17 protein-coding genes are annotated in these 17535 nt (G+C 71.7%); 6 read left to right on the forward strand and 11 right to left on the reverse strand.

The features are described 5' to 3' along the window. The 4 genes from Tther_RS11340 to Tther_RS11355 form a co-directional block, all read right to left on the reverse strand. A partial coding sequence (locus Tther_RS11340; RefSeq protein ID WP_143903932.1) for a sigma-54-dependent transcriptional regulator occupies positions 1–1307 on the reverse strand: 1307 nt, incomplete at its 3' end. After that, positions 1304–3091 (reverse strand): sensor histidine kinase, encoded by a 1788-nt coding sequence (locus Tther_RS11345; RefSeq protein ID WP_143903934.1) that lies wholly within the window; start codon positions 3089–3091, stop codon positions 1304–1306. The genes Tther_RS11345 and Tther_RS11340, both read right to left, overlap by 4 nt. Next, a complete protein-coding gene (locus Tther_RS11350; protein ID WP_143903936.1) occupies positions 3063–3305 on the reverse strand; it encodes a PP0621 family protein in 243 nt (80 codons plus the stop codon). Before Tther_RS11350 ends, Tther_RS11345 begins: the two co-directional genes overlap by 29 nt. A gap of 25 nt (positions 3306–3330) precedes the next feature. Then, entirely contained in the window at positions 3331–4128 is a 798-nt protein-coding gene (locus Tther_RS11355) for a cytochrome C assembly family protein (protein ID WP_143903938.1), read from the reverse strand. A gap of 26 nt (positions 4129–4154) precedes the next feature. On the opposite strand from Tther_RS11355, the gene ffh reads away from it, so the two are divergent. From ffh to Tther_RS11375, 4 genes are all read left to right on the forward strand, one after another. Further along, complete coding sequence (ffh, locus tag Tther_RS11360; protein WP_143903940.1) at positions 4155–5522, forward strand: signal recognition particle protein; 1368 nt, start codon at positions 4155–4157, stop codon at positions 5520–5522. A gap of 104 nt (positions 5523–5626) precedes the next feature. Continuing rightward, positions 5627–6247, forward strand: a complete 621-nt coding sequence (locus Tther_RS11365; protein WP_143903942.1) for a hypothetical protein — start codon at positions 5627–5629, stop codon at positions 6245–6247. Positions 6248–6256: 9 nt separating this feature from the next. Beyond that, positions 6257–6580: a nucleotidyltransferase family protein gene (locus Tther_RS11370; protein WP_143903944.1), complete on the forward strand. Its 324-nt coding sequence runs from the start codon at positions 6257–6259 to the stop codon at positions 6578–6580. Further along, positions 6568–6801 carry a nucleotidyltransferase substrate binding protein gene (locus tag Tther_RS11375; protein WP_143903946.1) on the forward strand — a complete coding sequence of 78 codons (234 nt, stop codon included), beginning with the start codon at positions 6568–6570 and terminating at the stop codon, positions 6799–6801. Before Tther_RS11370 ends, Tther_RS11375 begins: the two co-directional genes overlap by 13 nt. Here the strand turns inward: Tther_RS11375 and Tther_RS11380 are convergent. Continuing rightward, a complete protein-coding gene (locus Tther_RS11380; RefSeq protein ID WP_143903948.1) occupies positions 6753–7319 on the reverse strand; it encodes a dihydrofolate reductase in 567 nt (188 codons plus the stop codon). The two genes, Tther_RS11375 and Tther_RS11380, sit on opposite strands and share 49 nt — an antisense overlap. Before the next feature lie 101 nt (positions 7320–7420). Here Tther_RS11380 and alaS point away from each other — a divergent pair, with 101 nt between their 5' ends. Then, the gene (gene alaS, locus Tther_RS11385) at positions 7421–10060 is read left to right on the forward strand and encodes an alanine--tRNA ligase (RefSeq protein ID WP_143903950.1); all 2640 of its coding nucleotides are present in this window, start codon (positions 7421–7423) and stop codon (positions 10058–10060) included. A gap of 14 nt (positions 10061–10074) precedes the next feature. Here alaS and Tther_RS11390 read toward each other — a convergent pair whose 3' ends face one another. Beyond that, positions 10075–11019, reverse strand: coding sequence for a LysR family transcriptional regulator (locus tag Tther_RS11390; protein ID WP_143903952.1), 945 nt, complete (start codon positions 11017–11019; stop codon positions 10075–10077). A gap of 100 nt (positions 11020–11119) precedes the next feature. Between Tther_RS11390 and Tther_RS11395 the strand changes: the two genes are divergently transcribed. Then, positions 11120–12589, forward strand: coding sequence for an NADP-dependent isocitrate dehydrogenase (locus Tther_RS11395; protein WP_143903954.1), 1470 nt, complete (start codon positions 11120–11122; stop codon positions 12587–12589). Between the two features lie 46 nt (positions 12590–12635). Here the strand turns inward: Tther_RS11395 and Tther_RS11400 are convergent, their stop codons facing one another. From Tther_RS11400 to Tther_RS11420, 5 genes are all read right to left on the reverse strand, one after another. Further along, positions 12636–13595: a pseudouridine synthase gene (locus Tther_RS11400; protein WP_143903956.1), complete on the reverse strand. Its 960-nt coding sequence runs from the start codon at positions 13593–13595 to the stop codon at positions 12636–12638. Positions 13596–13612: 17 nt separating this feature from the next. After that, positions 13613–14749: a bifunctional diaminohydroxyphosphoribosylaminopyrimidine deaminase/5-amino-6-(5-phosphoribosylamino)uracil reductase RibD gene (gene ribD / locus Tther_RS11405; protein WP_143903958.1), complete on the reverse strand. Its 1137-nt coding sequence runs from the start codon at positions 14747–14749 to the stop codon at positions 13613–13615. Continuing rightward, complete coding sequence (gene trmB, locus Tther_RS11410) at positions 14742–15482, reverse strand: tRNA (guanosine(46)-N7)-methyltransferase TrmB (RefSeq protein WP_143903960.1); 741 nt, start codon at positions 15480–15482, stop codon at positions 14742–14744. Before trmB ends, ribD begins: the two co-directional genes overlap by 8 nt. Positions 15483–15510: 28 nt before the next feature. Beyond that, entirely contained in the window at positions 15511–16440 is a 930-nt protein-coding gene (gene gluQRS, locus Tther_RS11415; protein ID WP_143903962.1) for a tRNA glutamyl-Q(34) synthetase GluQRS, read from the reverse strand. Next, the coding region (locus Tther_RS11420; protein WP_425472829.1) for an NAD(P)/FAD-dependent oxidoreductase at positions 16437–17535 on the reverse strand (1099 nt) is incomplete at its 5' end. The genes gluQRS and Tther_RS11420, both read right to left, overlap by 4 nt.

The raw sequence follows: 17535 nt of genomic DNA on the forward strand, positions 1-17535 counted from the left end.
GAGGATGACGGCGTTGGCCTGCCGCCGCCCGAGCGCCGGTCCGCGGAGGGCAGGGGGCTGCGCAATGTGCTCACACGCGCGTCCAGTGTGGGGCCGGGGTGCAGGGCCAGGGCGCGTTCGAGCAGGTTTTCCAGCTCGCGCACATTGCCGGGGAACGGGTGCGCCTGCAGCCGCTGCAGCGCCGCGGGCGTGAGGGTGGGGGGCTGCGGCAGGCCGTCGCGCCGGGCCAGTTGGGCCAGGATGGCGTGGGCGATGGCGGGCAGGTCCTGCGCGTGGTCGCGCAGCGCCGGGGCGTGGATGGGGATGACGTTGAGCCGGTAGTACAGGTCGTGGCGGAACTGCCCGGCCTGCACCAGGCGCGCCAGGTCTTTGTGGGTGGCGCTGACGATGCGCACGTCCACCGCCTCCTCGGCGGTGGCGCCGACGGGGCGCACGGCGCGCTCCTGCAGGGCGCGCAGCAGTTTGACCTGCATGGGCAGCGGCAGGTCGGACACTTCGTCCAAAAACAGTGTGCCGCCAGCCGCAGCCTGAAACAGTCCGGGCTTGTCGGCGCTGGCGCCGGTAAAGGCGCCGCGGCGGTGGCCAAACAGTTCGCTCTCCAGCAGGTCGGCCGGGATGGCACCGCAGTTGACGGCGACGAAGGGGCCGCTGGCGCGGTGGCTGCAGGCGTGCAGGGCGCGGGCGACGAGCTCTTTGCCGGTGCCGGATTCCCCGGTGACCAGCACCGGCGCCATGGTGCGCGCCACGCGCTGGATGGTGAGTCGCACCGCCTGCATGGCCGGTGAGTCGCCGATGAGCCGCTGCAGGGCGGCCGCGCCGTCACCCGCAGCGGGGGCGGCCGGTGGCGGGGGCGCGTCGGCCGCGCCGGGGACCGGCCGCGGCGCCGGGCCGTTTGGCGGCGCGGCATCCAGGGCATCGGCGCCCATGCGCCCGGCGGCCAGCGCGGTGGCCACGGCCTGGCGCAGCCGCGCGGGGGCCACGGGTTTGGTCAGGTAGTCAAAGGCGCCGGCCTTGAGCGCCTCCACCGCATGGTCGGCCGAGCCATAGGCGGTGATGACGATGACGCGCTCGGGTCGCTGCTCGCGCGCCAGGTCGCGCAGCAGCTCCAGCCCGCTGCCATCGGGCAGCCGCACGTCGGTCAGCAGCGCGCCGTAGCGCCGCTGCGCCAGGCGCGCGCGCGCCTGCGCCAGGTCCCCGACGGCATCCACCGCCAGCCCGACCTTGACCAGCGCCAGCTCGTAGAGCTGCCGCAGGTCGGGCTCGTCCTCGACGATGAGCAGGGCAGCGGGGTCGTCGCGGCGGTTCATGGCGCGATGTCGATGACCGGCATCCGAATGACGAAGGCATTGCCCCGACGCCCGTCGCGCTCGGTGCGTTCGTGGCTCAGGTCGGCATGATAGCGTTGGCACAGCTCGCGCGACAGGTACAGGCCCAAGCCGCTGGAGCGGCTGTGCGAGCTGACAAACGGTTCGAACAGGTGTTGGCGCACCGTGGGGTCGATGGGGGGGCTGTCGCTCCAGACGGTGAGGGTGGCCTGGCGGGCGTCGGCGCAGGTGTCCACGCGGATGGCGCCGGGCTGGGCGCTGGCGTGGCGGTCGGCGTTGTCCAGCAGGTTGACCAGCACGCGGCGCAGGTGGTCGGGGTCGAAGGCCACGGCCGCCGCACCGGCGGCACGCACGAGGCGCAAGCGCACGCCCTGGGGGCGTTGGCGCAGCCAGTCGGCCACGATGGCGTCGATGGCCTCATCCAACACCAAGGGCGCGGCGGACGCGGCGCCGTCCGGCCCGGGGACGCGCGCGCTTTCGAGCACGTCGTCCACGGTGCGGCCCAGGCGCCGCACGTTTTGTTCGATGAGGGTGAGCAGCCGCTGCTGGGCCGGGGTGGGGTCATCCTCCTGCAGCAGGGCGCTGGCCTGGGCGATGGCTGCCAGCGGGTTGCGGATTTCGTGCGCCACGGCGGCCGACACCCGGCCCATGGCGGCGAGCTTTTCGGTGCGCACGCGCTGTTCGATGGCGTGCAGATCGTCCAAAAACACGACGGTGGCGCCAGGCGTGGGCGGCGCCGGCAGGACGGGGTGGGCGCGCGCGCGCACGCGCTGCTGGCCACCGTCGGGCAGCGGCAGGGTGAGGTCGCGCACCCGCTCGGCGGGGTCGCTGGACGCCGCGGCGCACGCCCAGCCGGCCAGCACGCGCCAGCCGGGGGTATCGCGCAGCGCGCGCACGGGCGACGGGGGCGGCTCGGCGGCGGCGTCTGAGGCAGCGGCGGGGTTGGGAGCGGCTGCGCCGGCAGGCGGCACGCCCAGCATGTGCAGCGCAGCGTGGTTGGCGTACCAGGGCTGGCCGCGCGCGTCGAGCACGATGACGCCTTCGCGCAAGCCGGTGACGATGGTGTGGTTGACCATGCCCTGCAACACCGCCAGCTGGCGGTGGCGCTGGGCGGCGGTCTGCTCGCCAATGAGGCGCGCGGTCAGGTGGCTGGACAGCCAGCCCACCAGCAGCAGGCCGCTGCCGGTGACGGCGGCTTGCAGCCAGCGCGTGGTTTCGGCGGCGCTGCCGGTGCCCAGCCATGCTTCGGCCAGCAGCGCCAGCGTGCCCGCGGCGGCGCTGCCCAACGCCAGCAGGCGCGGGCCCAGCACGGCCGCCTGCAGCACCGGCCACACGAACAGCGGGGTGAAGTTGAGGCCCCCCGCGGTCAACAGTTGCAGGCTGGCAAAGACGCCCAGGTCGGCCCAAACCGTGGGCAGCCAGCGCAGCGAGCGCGCATCGGGCCGCGTGTGAGGGGCGGGCATGGCCGCGGCCGCTGTGCACACGCCGGTGTGGGCCAGGCACAAGGCGACGATCCAGCCAGGCGCGGCGCCGTTCCACCACGCGTGGGTTTGCAGCCCCAGCAGCGCCAGCGCAAGCAGCAGCCGCGCGGCCATGAGCATGCGCCACAGCCGGGGCAGCGCCGCGGTGCCGGCCTCGGGCGGCCACCCCGACGCCGTGCCTGCCGCGGCCGGCGGGCTGGGCGCCAAACACGAGGGCGCAAAGTCGGCGGGCGGCGGTGCCTGCGCGCGCGTGCCGTCAGCCTTCGGCCAGCCGGCGGTGTTCATCGCTGCAATAGGGGCCCAGGTGGCCACGCACGGCGTCGGCGGCGGGCAGGTGCACGCCGCAGTGGCGGCAGGTCACCATCGGGCTGGGGGATGCGCTCGCCGGCGGCGGGCGCCGGGCCGCGCGGGCGCGCTCCATGCGCTCTTGCTGGCGTTGGTGCTTCCACCACACATAGCCCAGCACGACGACGGCGATGACGAGCAGCCACTTGAACATGGGTCGAACCGCTGGCGGTGGGCGCTTAGGCGCCGCGCCGCAAAATCACCTCGAGCACAAAATGCGAGCCGACGTAGCCCAGCAGCAGCAGCGCGCCGGCGGCGTAGAGCATGCGCACCGCCAGCCGCCCGCGCCAGCCCCAGCGCCAGCGCCCCCACAGCAGCACGGCCAGCACCGTCCAAGACAGGACGGTAAAGACGGTTTTGTGGGTGATCCAGCCGGCCGTGGGGCGCAGCAATTCCGTGAAGTACCAGCCAGCAAACAGGGTCAGCGTCAGCAGCACGAAGGCCGCGGTGACGAAGCGGAAGGTCAGCCGCTCCAGCGCCAGCAGCGGCAGTGCCGCCCCCGACGCGCCGCCGCGGCGGATGGCCTGTTCGGTGCGCTGCATCATCCAACCGTGCGCCACGGCCGCACCCAGCAGGCCGTAGGACGCAAAGCCCAGCGCCCAGTGCAGCGGCAGCCACGGCGAGGGCAGCGTGGGGTACGCGCTGCCGGGGAAGAGCAGCGCCAGCAGCACGGCCGGAGCGCCCAGGCCGGCCAGCGTCCAGCGGCTGCCCAGCTGCGGGTACAGCCGCGTCTCGATGGCATAGACGGCCAGCACCAGCCACGCGGTGACCGACAACGTGGGCGCAAAGCCAAAGCGCACCGGCGTGGCGCCAAAGCCAACCAGCAGCGCCACCGCGTGCAGCAACAGCACGGCGGCCGTCAGTGCCGTGACGGCGGTGCGTGCCATGCGCGTGGCCCCGGCGGCCAACGCGACGTAGCCCACGGCCGCACCCACGGAGGGGGCCACCGTCCACCAGGGACTCGCCGATACAATCATCCGCTTAGTGTAGTAGAAGGCCCGCCATGGCATCCGCCCTCACCGAGAAACTGTCGCGTCTGGTCAAACAGGTCCGCGGCCAGGCGCGTATCACCGAATCCAACGTGCAGGACATGCTGCGCGAGGTGCGCATGGCGCTGCTGGAGGCCGACGTCGCCTTGCCGGTGGTGCGCGACTTCATCGCCCGCGTCAAGGACAAGGCGCTGGGGCAGGAGGTGGTCGGCTCGCTCACGCCCGGGCAGGCGCTGGTGGGCATCATCCACCGCGAGCTGGCCGCCACCATGGGCGAGGGCGTGGCCGACCTGAACCTGGCGGTGCAGCCCCCGGCGGTGATTTTGATGGCGGGCTTGCAGGGCGCGGGCAAGACCACCACCACCGCCAAGCTCGCCAAGTGGTTGATCGAGCGGCGCAAAAAAAAGGTGCTCACCGTCAGCGGCGACGTGTACCGCCCGGCGGCGATCGAGCAGCTGCGCACGGTGACCAAGCAGGCGGGGGCGGAGTGGTTCCCCAGCACGCCGGATCAAAAGCCGCTGGACATTGCGCGCGCGGCGCTGGACTACGCGCGCAAGCACTACGTTGACGTGCTGATCGTGGACACGGCCGGCCGGCTGGCCATCGACGAGGCGATGATGCAGGAAATCCGTGCCCTGCACGCCGAGCTCAAGCCCGTGGAGACGCTGTTCGTGGTCGATGCCATGCAGGGCCAGGACGCGGTCAACACCGCGCGCGCCTTCAAGGAGGCGCTGCCGCTGACCGGCATCGTGCTGACCAAGCTGGATGGCGACTCGCGCGGCGGGGCGGCGCTGTCGGTGCGCGCGGTCGCGGGCGCGCCCATCAAATTTGCCGGCGTCAGCGAAAAGATCGACGGGTTGGAGCTGTTCGACGCCGAGCGCCATGCCGGGCGCATCCTGGGCATGGGCGACATCGTGGCGCTGGTGGAGCAGGTCACGGCCGGTGTGGACCTGCAACAGGCGCAAAAGCTGGCGGCCAAGGTCAAGAGCGGTGGCTTTGACCTGGAGGATTTTTTGGAACAGATCCGCCAGATGAAGAAGATGGGCGGGCTGTCGAGCCTGCTGGACAAGCTGCCCACGCAGATTGCCGCCAAGGCGGGCGAGGCCGACCTGGACCGGGCGGAGAAGGACATCCGCCGCAAAGAGGGCATCATCTGCGCCATGACGCCCGAGGAGCGGCGCCGCCCGGAGATCATCAAGGCCAGCCGCAAGCGCCGCATCGCCGCTGGCGCGGGCGTGCAGGTGCAAGAGGTCAACCGGCTGCTCAAGGAGTTTGAGCAGATGCAGGCCATGATGAAAAAGATGAAGGGCGGCGGCCTGATGAAGATGATGAAGCGCCTGGGTGGCCTCAAGGGCGGGCTGCCGGGCCTGCCCGGCATGTGAGGCGGCTGGGCAGCGCCGCGGCCGCTTGGCCCCTGCGCGCGCGGGGGCGATTGATCCAACGCAAGCCCCTGCCGCTGCGATGGGCGTAGGATGGCGGCACTGTGGTGATGCTGGAATTGCTGTTGGCTGGCGTGGCGCTGGTGGCCGCCTTGGCGGTGCGGCCGTGGCGTTTGCTGCGCGGGCCGCTGCTGACGCCCACCCTGGCGGCGTTGGCGCTGCTGCCGTGGTTTTGGCTGCTGCCGCAGAAGTTGCCGTCGGGCATGGCGGTGCAGTTTTCCGGTGCCAGCCTGTTGGTGCTGATGCTGGGCTGGCCGCTGGCGGTGCCGGTGTTGCTGGCGGTGGCCGTGGCGGTGTGGTGGCTGGGGCACGCCGGCTGGGAGGCCGTGCTGTCGCAGTGGGTCTGGGTGGGGCTGGTGCCGGCCACGCTGGCGCTGGTCATCGGCTGGGCGCTGCGGCGCTGGCTGCCGCCCAACGTGTTCATCTACACCCTGGGGCGGGGCTTCATCGGCACGGCGGTGGCGCTGTTTGCCTCCGGCGCGCTGTACGAAGGCATCCACCACCTGATGGCGGGCGTCACCGTGCACGAGGCGCTGGTGGCGCGCTGGCTCATGGCCTGGGGCGACGCCTTCCTGACCGGACTGTTTGCGGCCGTGTTCGTGGCCTTTGCCCCGCAGTGGCTGGCCACCTGGTCCGATGAGCGCTACCTGCGGCCGCCGCCTTCGTAAAATGGCAAGATGGCCCGCCGCAAAGACGCCTGGACACGACTCGACCCGCGTGATCGCGAGGCGATTGGCCGTATCCTGGCACCGGTGGTGCGGCGATACGGGGCGGACGTGTGGCTGTTTGGCTCCCGGGCGCGGGGTGATGCTCGGCGGGCATCCGACATCGATGTGGCGCTGCGCGCGCCGACCCCGGTTCCGCCCGACGTGTTGGCCGGCGTGCGCGAGGCGCTGGAGGAGTCGCACATCCCCTTTCGGGTGGATCTGGTGGACTACCGGTCTGCTGCCGAGGGGTTGCAGCGTGCGATCGATGCCGAGGGGGTGGCATGGATCGGTTGAGCCGCCGGTTGGATGTGGCGTCGCCCAAGCCGATCATCCGCGCTTCGCTGGAAAACGGCCTCCTGACCGAGGAGCAGGCACGCCTGGCTCTGGCCATGGCCGATCACCGCAACCTGACAGCGCACACCTACAACGAGGCGCTGGCCCATGAGATTTTTGCGGCGCTGCCTGCCTACCGTGAACTGATGCAGGTCTGGCTGGATCGGTTGGCCCGCTCGTAGGTCACGAAGGCAAACGGCAGCCCCTCGGCGCTGAGGTGCGTCTCGCGCGCGGTCTCGTGCCAATCCGGCCCCAGCACGGGGGCGTAAGCGTCGCCGTCAAAGGCGCGTTCGATTTCGGTCACCACGGCGCGCTGCGCCAGCGGCTCGGCCTGGGCATAGACCTGCGCGCCACCGATCACCCACACCTCGGCGGGGGGCTGCCCATCGGCGCCGCGCAGGGCGCGGCAATGCTCCAGCGCCGCCTCCAGGCTGGCCACGGGTACGGCGCCGGCTGCCTGCAGGGCGCGCGCACGGGCCGCGTCGCGCGTCAACACCAGGTTGACGCGCCCCGGCAGCGGCCGAAAGCGCGGCGGCAGCGAGGCCCACGTGGTGCGTCCCATGATGACAGGGCAGCCGTGCGTCAGGCGGCGAAAGTGCGCCAAGTCCTCTGGCAGGTGCCAGGGCATCGCGGGTTGGCCGTCGCGGGTGCAGCCGATGACGCCATTGGCCGCGCGGGCGTAAATCAGGTTGAGTCGCATCGGTGTCAGCATAGCGCAGCGGCGGTGTGGCGCCGGTGTCACGGGACGGCGCGGTCACGCCCTTTACAATGAAGGATTTCGCTGTCTGGTGTGTCAAACCCATGAGCCAAGCCGCCGACCGACCGTTTTTCTCCGTGGCCGACATCCGGCGCACATTTTTGGACTTTTTCGCCCAGCGCGGCCACACCGTGGTGGCCTCCAGCCCGCTGGTGCCGGCCAACGACCCGACGCTGATGTTCACCAACTCGGGCATGGTGCAGTTCAAGGATGTGTTCCTGGGCACCGACAAGCGGCCCTACGTGCGCGCAGCGTCGGTGCAGGCCTGCCTGCGTGCCGGTGGCAAGCACAACGACCTGGAAAACGTGGGCTACACCGCGCGCCACCACACCTTCTTCGAGATGCTGGGCAACTGGTCGTTTGGCGACTATTTCAAGCGCGAAAGCCTCAAGTGGGCGTGGGAGCTGCTGACCGAGGTGTACCGGCTGCCGCCCGAGCGCCTGTGGGCTACGGTCTATCACGAGGATGACGAGGCCTACGACATCTGGACCCAGGAAATCGGGCTGCCGCCCGAGCGCGTGGTGCGCATCGGCGACAACAAGGGCGGCAAGTACCAGTCCGACAACTTCTGGATGATGGCCGACACCGGCCCCTGCGGGCCGTGCTCGGAAATCTTCTACGACCACGGCCCCGAGGTACCCGGCGGCCCGCCCGGCAGCCCCGACGCGGACGGCGACCGCTACATCGAGATCTGGAACAACGTGTTCATGCAGTTCGACATGCAGCCCGGCGGCTCGGTGCGGCCGCTGCCGGCGCCCTGCGTGGACACCGGCATGGGGTTGGAGCGGCTGGCCGCCATCCTGCAGGGCGTGCACAGCAACTACGAAATCGACCTGTTCGACACGCTGATCCGTGCCGCGGCGCGCGAGACCGGCAGCACCGACCTCGCCAGCCCCAGCCTGCGCGTGATCGCCGACCACATCCGCGCCACCGCCTTTTTGGTGGCCGACGGTGTGATCCCGAGCAACGAAGGCCGCGGCTACGTGCAGCGGCGCATCATCCGCCGCGCCATCCGCCATGGCTACAAACTGGGCTGCACGGCGCCGTTCTTCCACAAGCTGGTGCCCGATCTGGTGGCGCTGATGGGCGAGGCCTACCCCAACCTGGCGGCCCAGGCCCAGCGCGTGATGGAGGTGCTCAAGGCCGAGGAGGAGCGTTTTTACGAGACGCTGGCGCACGGCATGGAGATCTTGGACGCGACCCTGGCCGGTGGCCAGACCACGCTGCCGGGCGATGTTGCGTTCAAGCTGCACGACACCTACGGTTTTCCGCTCGACCTGACGCAGGACGTGTGCCGCGAACGCGGCGTGCGCGTGGACACCGCGGGCTTTGAGGCGGCCATGGAGCGCCAAAAGGCGCAGGCGCGCGCGGCAGGCAAGTTCAAGATGGACCGCGTGCTGGACTACGCCGGCCCGTCCAACGCCTTTGTCGGCTACGAGTCGCTGCAGGCGCCGGCCAAGGTGGTGGCGCTGTACGTGGACGGCACGCCGGTGGCCGAACTCAAGCACGGCCAAAGCGGGGTCGTGGTGCTGGACACCACACCGTTTTATGCCGAAAGCGGCGGCCAGGTGGGCGACAGCGGGGTGATCACCAGCGGTTCGGCGCGCTTTGTCGTGGCGGATACGCAAAAGATTAAGGCCGACGTCTTTGGCCACCACGGCACGCTGGAGCAGGGCACGCTGGCCGTGGGCGACCATGTGCAGGCCCAGGTGGACCTGGCGCGGCGTGCCGCCACCATGCGCAACCACTCCGCCACCCACCTGTTGCACAAGGCGCTGCGCGAGGTGCTGGGCGAGCACGTGCAGCAAAAGGGTTCGCTGGTGACGCCCGAGCGCACGCGCTTTGACTTTGCGCACAACGCGCCCCTGACGCCACAACAGATTCGCGCCGTGGAGGCGCGCGTCAACGCCGAGGTTTTGGCCAACACCGACACGCAAGCGCGGCTGATGGACCTGGAGGCGGCCAAGGCCGCCGGCGCCATGATGCTGTTTGGCGAGAAGTATGGCGAGACCGTGCGCGTGCTCGACATCGGCAGCAGCCGCGAGCTGTGCGGTGGCACGCACGTGCGCCGCACGGGCGACATCGGCCTGTTCAAGATCGTGGCCGAAGGTGGCGTGGCCGCTGGTGTGCGCCGCGTGGAAGCCGTGACCGGCGAAAACGCCCTGGCCTACGTGCAGGGCCTGGAGGCCCAGGTGCACGAGGCGGCCGCCGCGCTCAAGGCGCCGGTGCCCGACCTGGTGGGCCGCATCGGCCAGACGCTGGAGCAGGTGCGGGCGCTGGAAAAGGAAGTCGCGGCGCTCAAGGGCAAGCTGGCCTCGGCCCAGGGCGATGAGCTGGCAGCGCAGGCGGTGGAGGTCCAGGGCCTGCGCGTGCTGGCCGCGCGCCTGGATGGCGCCGATGCCAAGGCGCTGCGCGAAACGGTGGACAAGCTCAAGGACAAGCTGGGCCACGCCGTGGTGGTGCTGGCCAGTGTGGACGCCGGCAAGGTGCAACTGTGCGCCGGCGTGACCCCCGACGCCGTGGCCCGCGGCATCAAGGCTGGCGAGTTGGTCAACGCCGTGGCGCAGCAGGTCGGCGGCAAGGGCGGTGGCAAACCGGACATGGCCATGGCCGGTGGCACCGATGCCAGCCGGCTGGGCGAGGCGCTGGCGGGTGTGGCCGCCTGGGTGGCGGCGCGCGCCTGACGGCGGGGCGGGGTCTAGCCCGCCCGGCTGTCGCCCGTGGGGGCGGCGTCCCCGCCAGGCGGGTGGTCCTGCACGAATTCGACGAAGCGGCGCGCCGCCAGCGACAGCCGCCGGTCGCTGCGCCAGACCAGCAGCCAGCGCCGCTCGATGGGAAAGCCGGCCACCGGCAGCACCGCCACCCCGTCGTGCGCGGGGTCGTCCGCCAGGGCGTGGCGCGACAGCACGGCCAGCCCCAGGCCGGCCGCCACGGCGTGCTTGATGGCCTCGTTGCTGCCCAGCGTGGCGCGCAGCGTCGGTGTCAGGCCATGCGTGTGCAGGTAGGCCTCGGTGGCCAGCCGCGTGCCGGAGCCGGCTTCGCGCATGAGCATCGGCTGGCCATTGAGCGCCGCGCGCGGCACGCGGCGTGCGCCCGCCCAGGGGTGCCCCAGGGGCCCGATCAGCACCAGGGGGTTGCGCATCAGCGGCACGCGCTGCAGCGGTGGCGCCTGCGGCGGCATCATCATCACCGCCAGTTCGGTGTCGTCCTGCTGCAGACGGCGCACCACGGCGTCGCGGTTGTCCACCGCCAGCTCGATCTCGATGCCCGGGTGGTGGTCGGTGTAGCGACGCAGCCACTGGGCGATGAAGTACTCGGTGGTTGTGACACCGGCAATGCGCAACCGCCCGCGCTCCAGGCCATGCAGGGCCTGCAGGTCCTCCTCGAAGCGCTGCCAGCGCGCGAACAGGTCCAGCGCTGCCGCCTGCAGCAAGTGGGCCGCGTCGGTGGGGCGGATGCCGCGCCCGGCCGGCTCGACCAGGGCGGTGTCCAGTGCCGACTGCAGCTCGTGGATCTGGGCCGAGACGGTGGGCTGCGTCAGGTGCAGCTCGGCGGCCGCGCGCGTGATCGAGCCCAGGCGCACCACCGCCTCCAGCGTGCGCAGTTGGTGGAAGGTGACGCGCGGGGGGCGAATCTTATTCATCGATACTAATCTATGTAAAAAATCAGAATATATGATTTGAAATCGATCACATGATCGGCCACACTGCGCCCATCGTCAACCCCTTGCAAAAGGATTCGAGATGAGCGAACTGGTCCCCATCACCGTCGCGCGTGGCGACGGCATCGGCCCCGAGATCATGGAGGCAACGCTGCGCGTGCTGCAGGCGGCGGGCGCGCGCATCGCGCCGGAGTTCATCGACATTGGCGAGCAGCAGTACCTGGCCGGCCACAGCTCCGGCATCGCGCCCGAAGCCTGGGAGAGCCTGCGCCGCACCCGCGTCTTCCTCAAGGCGCCGATCACCACGCCGCAGGGGGGCGGCTTCAAAAGCCTCAACGTCACCATCCGCAAGACGCTGGGCCTGTACGCCAACGTGCGCCCGTGCGTGAGCTACGCGCCCTTCGTGCGCACGCTGCACCCGAAGATGAACCTCGTCATCGTGCGCGAGAACGAAGAGGACCTCTACGCCGGCATCGAGCACCGGCAGACGGATGAGGTGTTTCAGTGCCTCAAGCTCATCACCCGCCCGGGCTGCGAGAAGATCGTGCGCTACGCCTTCGACTACGCGCGCCGCCACGGCCGCCGCAAGGTCACGTGCATGACCAAGGACAACATCATGAAGATGACCGATGGGCTGTTCCATCGCGTCTTCGACGAGGTGGCGCGCGAGTACCCGGAGATCGAGACCGAGCACCTGATCATCGACATCGGGGCGGCGCGGCTGGCCACGCGGCCCGAGCGCTTCGATGTCATCGTCACGCCCAACCTGTACGGGGACATCCTGTCCGACATCGCGGCCGAGCTGACCGGCTCGGTGGGGCTGGCGCCCAGCGCCAACATTGGCGACCACGTGGCCATGTTCGAATCCATCCACGGCAGCGCGCCGGACATCGCGGGCAAGGGCATTGCCAACCCGTCGGGGTTGCTGCTGGCCGCCGTGCTGATGCTGGTGCACATCGGCCAGCCGGCGGTGGCCGAAACCATCCACAACGCCTGGCTGCGCACCATCGAAGACGGCGTGCACACGGCCGAGCTGCACGGGTCCCTGAGCATCGGGCGGCCGTTTGGCAGCATGGACTTTGCCGACGCGGTCATCGAGCGCCTGGGTCAGCGGCCGCAGAAGCTGGCCGCCGTGCACTACGGCGAGGTGGACCGCGACGCGCCCGTGCAGGTGGCCCGCGTGGCCACCGTGGCGCCCCACCGGCGCGCCGCGGCGGCCAAGGCGATGGTGGGCGTGGATGTGTTCGTGCACGCGGCGGGTGTGAGCGCGGATTTTCTGGCCGGGCAGTTGAGCGCGCTGCTGACGCCGCCGTTTGCGTTGCAGATGATCACCAACCGGGGGGTGAAGGTGTGGCCGGGGGGGTTCCCGGAGACGTTTTGCACCGACCATTGGCGCTGCCGCTTCGTGGCGCCGCAGGGGCAATCGGTCACGCACGCGGACATCATCGGTCTGCTGCAAGGCCTGACGGCGCGCGGTGTCGATGTCATCAAGACGGAGAACCTGTGCACCTTTGATGGCGAACGCGGCTACGCGCTGGGACAGGGGCAATGAGCGGGGACGACAGCAGCCGGCCGAGAAGCGTGTCGGGATCGCCGCCTCAGCAGGCATCCGTCGGGCGAGCGAGCCGGAGCGCACTCTGAAACGCCCGCCGCTGCTGGGTAATCGGGTCGTCGAACGCGATGGCGTGGGCCAGCAGGCGCAACGGCTGGGCGTAGTCCTCGGGCTCGCCAGGGCCACGTCGGGTGACCGGGTAGAACTGATCGCCCAGGATGGGCAGGCCCAGCGCCGCCATGTGCACGCGCAGCTGGTGGCGCTTGCCCGTGACGGGACGCAGGCGGTAGCGCGCCCAGCGACCGTCGGGCCCGAGCCGCTCGATGGGCTCGATCCAGGTTTCGCTGTTGGGCAGCAGGCCTTCGTCGGGCGCGGCCTCGCGCATGCGGTAGAAGGCCGTCTCGTCCTCGCGCAGGTGGCTCACGCGGCGCTGGGGCCAGTGCAGGCTGTCGCGCCACGGGGCGATGGCCTCGTAGGTTTTGTCCACCCGGCGCTCGCGGAACAAGCGTTGGTAGGCGTCGCGGTCGGCCGCGCGCACGCTCAACAGTACCAGCCCGGCGGTTTCGCGGTCGATGCGGTGCAGGGGGCTGAGTTCGGGCAGGCCCAGCGCGGCCTTGAGCCGCACGAGCAGCGACTCGCGCACATAGCGCCCGCCCGGCGTGACGGGCAGAAAGTGCGGCTTGTCCACCACCAGCAGATGCTCGTCACGAAACAACACGGTTTCCCGAAACGGGATGGGCGGCTCGGCCGCCACGGTGCGCCAGTAGTACACCCGCTGGCCGTGCAGGTAGGGGGTGTGCTCGTCGAGGGCGCGCCCATCGTCGTCGAGCACCTCGCCCGCGCGCAGGCGGGCGCGCCATTCGTCGCGCGGGATGCGCGGCAGCCGCTCGGCCAGATAGTCCAGCAGGGTGGGCCAGGGGCTGTGCCGCAGCCGTGGCAGCGCCACACAACTGGGCGAGACGCCATCGCGCATGGGGATGTTGGCGTTTTTGGGCAGGTGCGCCATGGCAAAGCACGCGGCCGTCAAAACGGGGCGCGGCCCGGCACGCGCGCCAGCACGCGCAGGTCTGGCCCTACCGCCTGCACCGAGGCAAAGGTCAGCGGCCAGCCGTCCTCCAGGCGCGTCAGCGGGCCCAGGTCGGCCAGGCCAACGCCAGCGCCCAGCAGGCGCGGGGCCAGGTAGAGCAGCAGCTCGTCCACCAGCCCGGCGCGCCACCACGAGGCGTTGAGTTTGGCCCCCGATTCGATGTGCAGTTCGTTGACCTCGCGCGCGGCCAGATCGGCCAGCACCGCGGCCAGATCGACCTTGGGCGGGCCGCCGGCGGTTTTGGGCGGGCCCGGGCGGTCGATGACACCCACGCCCAGGGCGGCCAGCGCCGCGCGTTTTTCGGCCCCTTGGTCGGCAGCGGCGGTGTAGATCAGCACCTGGCCCGGTGGCTGCAGGATGCGCGCTGCGGGGTCGATGTCCAGCCCGGCGTCGAGCACCACGCGCAGCGGCTGGCGGACCGTGGGCACCAGCCGCACGTCCAGCCGCGGGTCGTCGCTGCGCACGGTGCCGATGCCGGTGAGCACGGCGCCGGCGCGCCGCCGCCAGGCGTGGCCGTCGGTGCGCGCGGCTTCGCTGGTGATCCATTGGCTCACGCCGTTGGGCAGCGCCGTGACGCCGTCGAGCGAGGCGGCGGCTTTCATGCGCACCCACGGGCGGCCGTGGCGCATGCGCTGCCAAAAGCCGATGTTGAGCTCGCGCGTGGCCTGCGCGGCGGGGTGGTCCGCCGGCAGCACGTCCACCGCCACGCCAGCGGCGCGCAGCCGGGCCACGCCCTGGCCGGATACGCGCGGGTTGGGGTCGATAGCCGCCACCACCACGCGCGCCACGCCGGCGGCGACCAGCGCGTCGCAGCACGGGGGGGTGCGGCCGTGGTGGCTGCACGGCTCCAGCGTCACGTAGGCGGTGGCGCCGCGCACGTCGGCGCCCGCGGCCTGGGCGGCGCGCAGCGCCATCACCTCGGCGTGGGCCTGGCCGGCGGCTTGCGTGTGGCCGTCATAGGCGCGGCCGTCGGGCAGCACCAGGCGGCACGCCACGCGCGGGTTGGGGTCGGACAGGCCGACGGCGCGCTCGGCCAGCGCGGCCAGTTCGGCCCACAGCCCGGTCTCATCCATCGCGGCGCACGAAGACCAGGTCCCACACCCCATGGCCCAGGCGCAGGCCGCGCTGCTCGAACTTGGTCAGGGGACGGTAGTCGGGGCGTGGGGCGTAGCCGCCCAGCGCGGGATCGGTGCTGGCGTTGCGCAACAGCGGCTCGGCCGAGAGCACCGCCAGCATCTGTTCGGCGTAGGGCTGCCAGTCGGTGGCGCAGTGCACATAACCCCCGGGCTTGAGGCGGCTGGCCAGCAGCGCCACGAACGGCGGCTGGATGAGCCGGCGCTTGTGGTGGCGCTTTTTGTGCCACGGGTCGGGGAAGAAGATGTGCACCCCGTCGAGCGACCCTGGCGCCAGCATGTGCGTGAGCACCTCCACCGCGTCGTGCTGCACGATGCGGATGTTGGTGATGCCATGCTCCCCGATGCGCTTGAGCAGGGCGCCGACGCCGGGCTCGTGCACCTCGCAGCACAAAAAGTCGTCGTGCGGGCGCAGCCGTGCGATGTGGGCGGTGGCCTCGCCCATGCCAAAGCCGATTTCCAGCACCAGCGGTGCGCGCCGGCCAAAGGCGGCTTCGACGTCGAGCGCAGCGGGCGCGTACGGCAGCACGTAACGCGGGCCCAGCGTTTGCAGCGCTTTGGCCTGGCCGGTCGTGGTGCGGCCGGCGCGGCGCACGAAGCTGCGCACGGTTTTGGGGTACGCCACGTCGGGCGGCGCGGCGCTGGGGGTGGTGGGAGAGGACGGCGGGAGCATCACAGGGCGCGATTGTAGGCAGTGCCCTTCAGCGGGCGGCCCAGCGTTGCCGCCAGGCCGCGATCCAGCCGTGCAGGCTGGCGTCGCGCGTGGCGGCGGGGCCTGGCAGGCCCAGCACGGCCGCGGCTGCGGCCAGCGCATCGAGCGCGGCATGCGCATCGCGCAGCTCCAGGGGCTGGGCGCCGTTTTGCTTGGAGAGCTTTTCGCCGTGGTCGCCACACACCAGCGGCGTGTGCAGGTAGCGCGGGGTGGGCAGGCCCAGCGCGCGCTGCAGCACGATTTGGCGCGGCGTGTTGTCGGCCAGATCTTCGCCGCGCACCACGTCGGTGATGCCTTGGGCGGCGTCGTCCACCACCACCGCAAGCTGGTAGGCCCACAGCCCATCGGCGCGGCGCAGCACGAAGTCGCCCACGGCCGCCTCCACATCCTGTGCCTGTGTGCCCAGGCGCCGGTCGTGCCATACCAGCGGCACCGGCAGCCCGAGCGCCCGGATCACGCGTCCGGCGTGCAGCCGCCAGGCGCGCGGGGCGCGGCCGCGCAGGCCGCCGTGTTCGGGCCGGCAGGTGCCAGGGTAGGGGCGGCCGCGGTGGCGTTCGCGCGGCACCCCGCGCGCGGCCCAAGCGGCTTCGATGTCCTGGCGCGTGCAGGCGCAGGGGTAGGCCCAGCCGGCCTCGACCAGGCGCTGCAAGGCAGCGGCGTAGGCCGCTTCGCGCTGCGACTGCCACCAGGGCGGCTCGTCGGCAGACAGCCCGCACGCCGCGAGCTGGGCGAGGATGGCATGGTCGGCACCCGGCACGCAGCGCGGCCGGTCCACGTCCTCGATGCGCACCAGCCACGCCCCGCCGTGGGCGCGCGCGTCCAGCCAGCTGGCCAGCGCCGCCACCAGCGAGCCGGCGTGCAGCCGCCCCGTGGGCGAGGGGGCAAAGCGGCCACGGTACCCGGCTGGCGTCGCGCTCATCCTCCCTCCAGCACCGTGAGCGCGAGCTCCAGGCCGGACAGAAAAGCGTGCTCCACGCGGTGGCCCAGGCACCAGTCGCCCGCCAGTCCAAGGCCCTGGGTCGCGTCCCACAGGCAGGCCTCGCCCAGCGCGCGTTGCGTCTGCGCGTAGCGCCAGCGGTGCGCGACCGCGTGCGCGGGGTCGGCGCGGATGCCGGTGATTTCGGCAAAGCCCTTGAGCAGTTTGGCGGTCACGCGCTCGGCGTCGTCGTCCACGTGTTGCGTGGACCAGGCGGGGCTGGCCTGGATGACCCAGCGTTCGATGGGGTCGCGGCCAGGCTTGCTCGATTCGCGCGCGACCCAGGCGATGCGGTGGTGCTCGCTGCGCGCGGCGTGCCAGCGTGGGCCCAGACCGTCGAGGCCGGGCTGCATGGCGTGGGGCCAGGCGGCCATCAGTGTCCAGCAGGGGGCGACGCGCACCTCGTCCGCGAGCCGGGCCTGCCAGTGCGGCGCCAGGCCGCTGGCGTGCAGCAGTTCCACCGCCTGCGCCGCGGGCAGGGCCAGCAGGACCGCGCCGTAGCCACCGTGCACCGTGGGGCTGTCGTCGCTGCTGTCCACGCGCAGCTGCCAGCCCCCGGGCTGGAGCGGGTCGCGCTCGATGCGCACCACGCGCGCCATCCAGTGCGCACGCCCCAGCGTGCCGTCTGCCAGCGGGGCCGCCCACGCCTTGACGAGCGCATTCATGCCCGGGGTGGCGACCCAGCGCGTTTCGGTGGCGGGCGAAGCGGCCGCGATGTGCCGGCCCCGGTCGTCGAGCACACGCACCAGCGGGGTCTCCCACGGCGCGATGGGCGCGTCGGTGGCGCGCAGCGCCAGGCGAAAGCGCGCGTCGCGCACGGTGAAGAACTGTGCACCGTGGTCGAAGCCGCCCCATGCGGTGCGCCGCGTGGCCATGCGACCACCTGCGCCACGGCTTTTGTCGAACAGCGTGACCGGCCAGCCGGCCTGCGCCAGCGTGCGCGCAGCGGTGACACCGGCCATGCCCGCCCCGATGATGGCCACGGGCCGTGGGGTAGGGCGGGCATGGCCGGTGTCACCGCTGCGCGCACGCTGGCGC

Origin of the sequence: Tepidimonas thermarum (genome assembly GCF_007556705.1) — a bacterium.
GTDB classification, from domain to species: domain Bacteria; phylum Pseudomonadota; class Gammaproteobacteria; order Burkholderiales; family Burkholderiaceae_C; genus Tepidimonas; species Tepidimonas thermarum.

Excerpts from the sequence above, each read along its gene's own strand:
- Tther_RS11345 (WP_143903934.1), bottom strand. The coding sequence starts at position 3,091 with ATGAACACCGCCGGCTGGCCGAAGGCTGACGGCACGCGCGCGCAGGCA.
- Tther_RS11350 (WP_143903936.1), bottom strand. The coding sequence starts at position 3,305 with ATGTTCAAGTGGCTGCTCGTCATCGCCGTCGTCGTGCTGGGCTATGTG.
- Tther_RS11355 (WP_143903938.1), bottom strand. The coding sequence starts at position 4,128 with ATGATTGTATCGGCGAGTCCCTGGTGGACGGTGGCCCCCTCCGTGGGT.
- ffh (WP_143903940.1), top strand. The coding sequence starts at position 4,155 with ATGGCATCCGCCCTCACCGAGAAACTGTCGCGTCTGGTCAAACAGGTC.
- Tther_RS11370 (WP_143903944.1), top strand. The coding sequence starts at position 6,257 with ATGGCCCGCCGCAAAGACGCCTGGACACGACTCGACCCGCGTGATCGC.
- Tther_RS11375 (WP_143903946.1), top strand. The coding sequence starts at position 6,568 with ATGGATCGGTTGAGCCGCCGGTTGGATGTGGCGTCGCCCAAGCCGATC.
- Tther_RS11380 (WP_143903948.1), bottom strand. The coding sequence starts at position 7,319 with ATGCGACTCAACCTGATTTACGCCCGCGCGGCCAATGGCGTCATCGGC.
- alaS (WP_143903950.1), top strand. The coding sequence starts at position 7,421 with ATGAGCCAAGCCGCCGACCGACCGTTTTTCTCCGTGGCCGACATCCGG.
- Tther_RS11390 (WP_143903952.1), bottom strand. The coding sequence starts at position 11,019 with ATGAATAAGATTCGCCCCCCGCGCGTCACCTTCCACCAACTGCGCACG.
- Tther_RS11395 (WP_143903954.1), top strand. The coding sequence starts at position 11,120 with ATGAGCGAACTGGTCCCCATCACCGTCGCGCGTGGCGACGGCATCGGC.
- Tther_RS11400 (WP_143903956.1), bottom strand. The coding sequence starts at position 13,595 with ATGGCGCACCTGCCCAAAAACGCCAACATCCCCATGCGCGATGGCGTC.
- ribD (WP_143903958.1), bottom strand. The coding sequence starts at position 14,749 with ATGGATGAGACCGGGCTGTGGGCCGAACTGGCCGCGCTGGCCGAGCGC.
- trmB (WP_143903960.1), bottom strand. The coding sequence starts at position 15,482 with ATGCTCCCGCCGTCCTCTCCCACCACCCCCAGCGCCGCGCCGCCCGAC.
- gluQRS (WP_143903962.1), bottom strand. The coding sequence starts at position 16,440 with ATGAGCGCGACGCCAGCCGGGTACCGTGGCCGCTTTGCCCCCTCGCCC.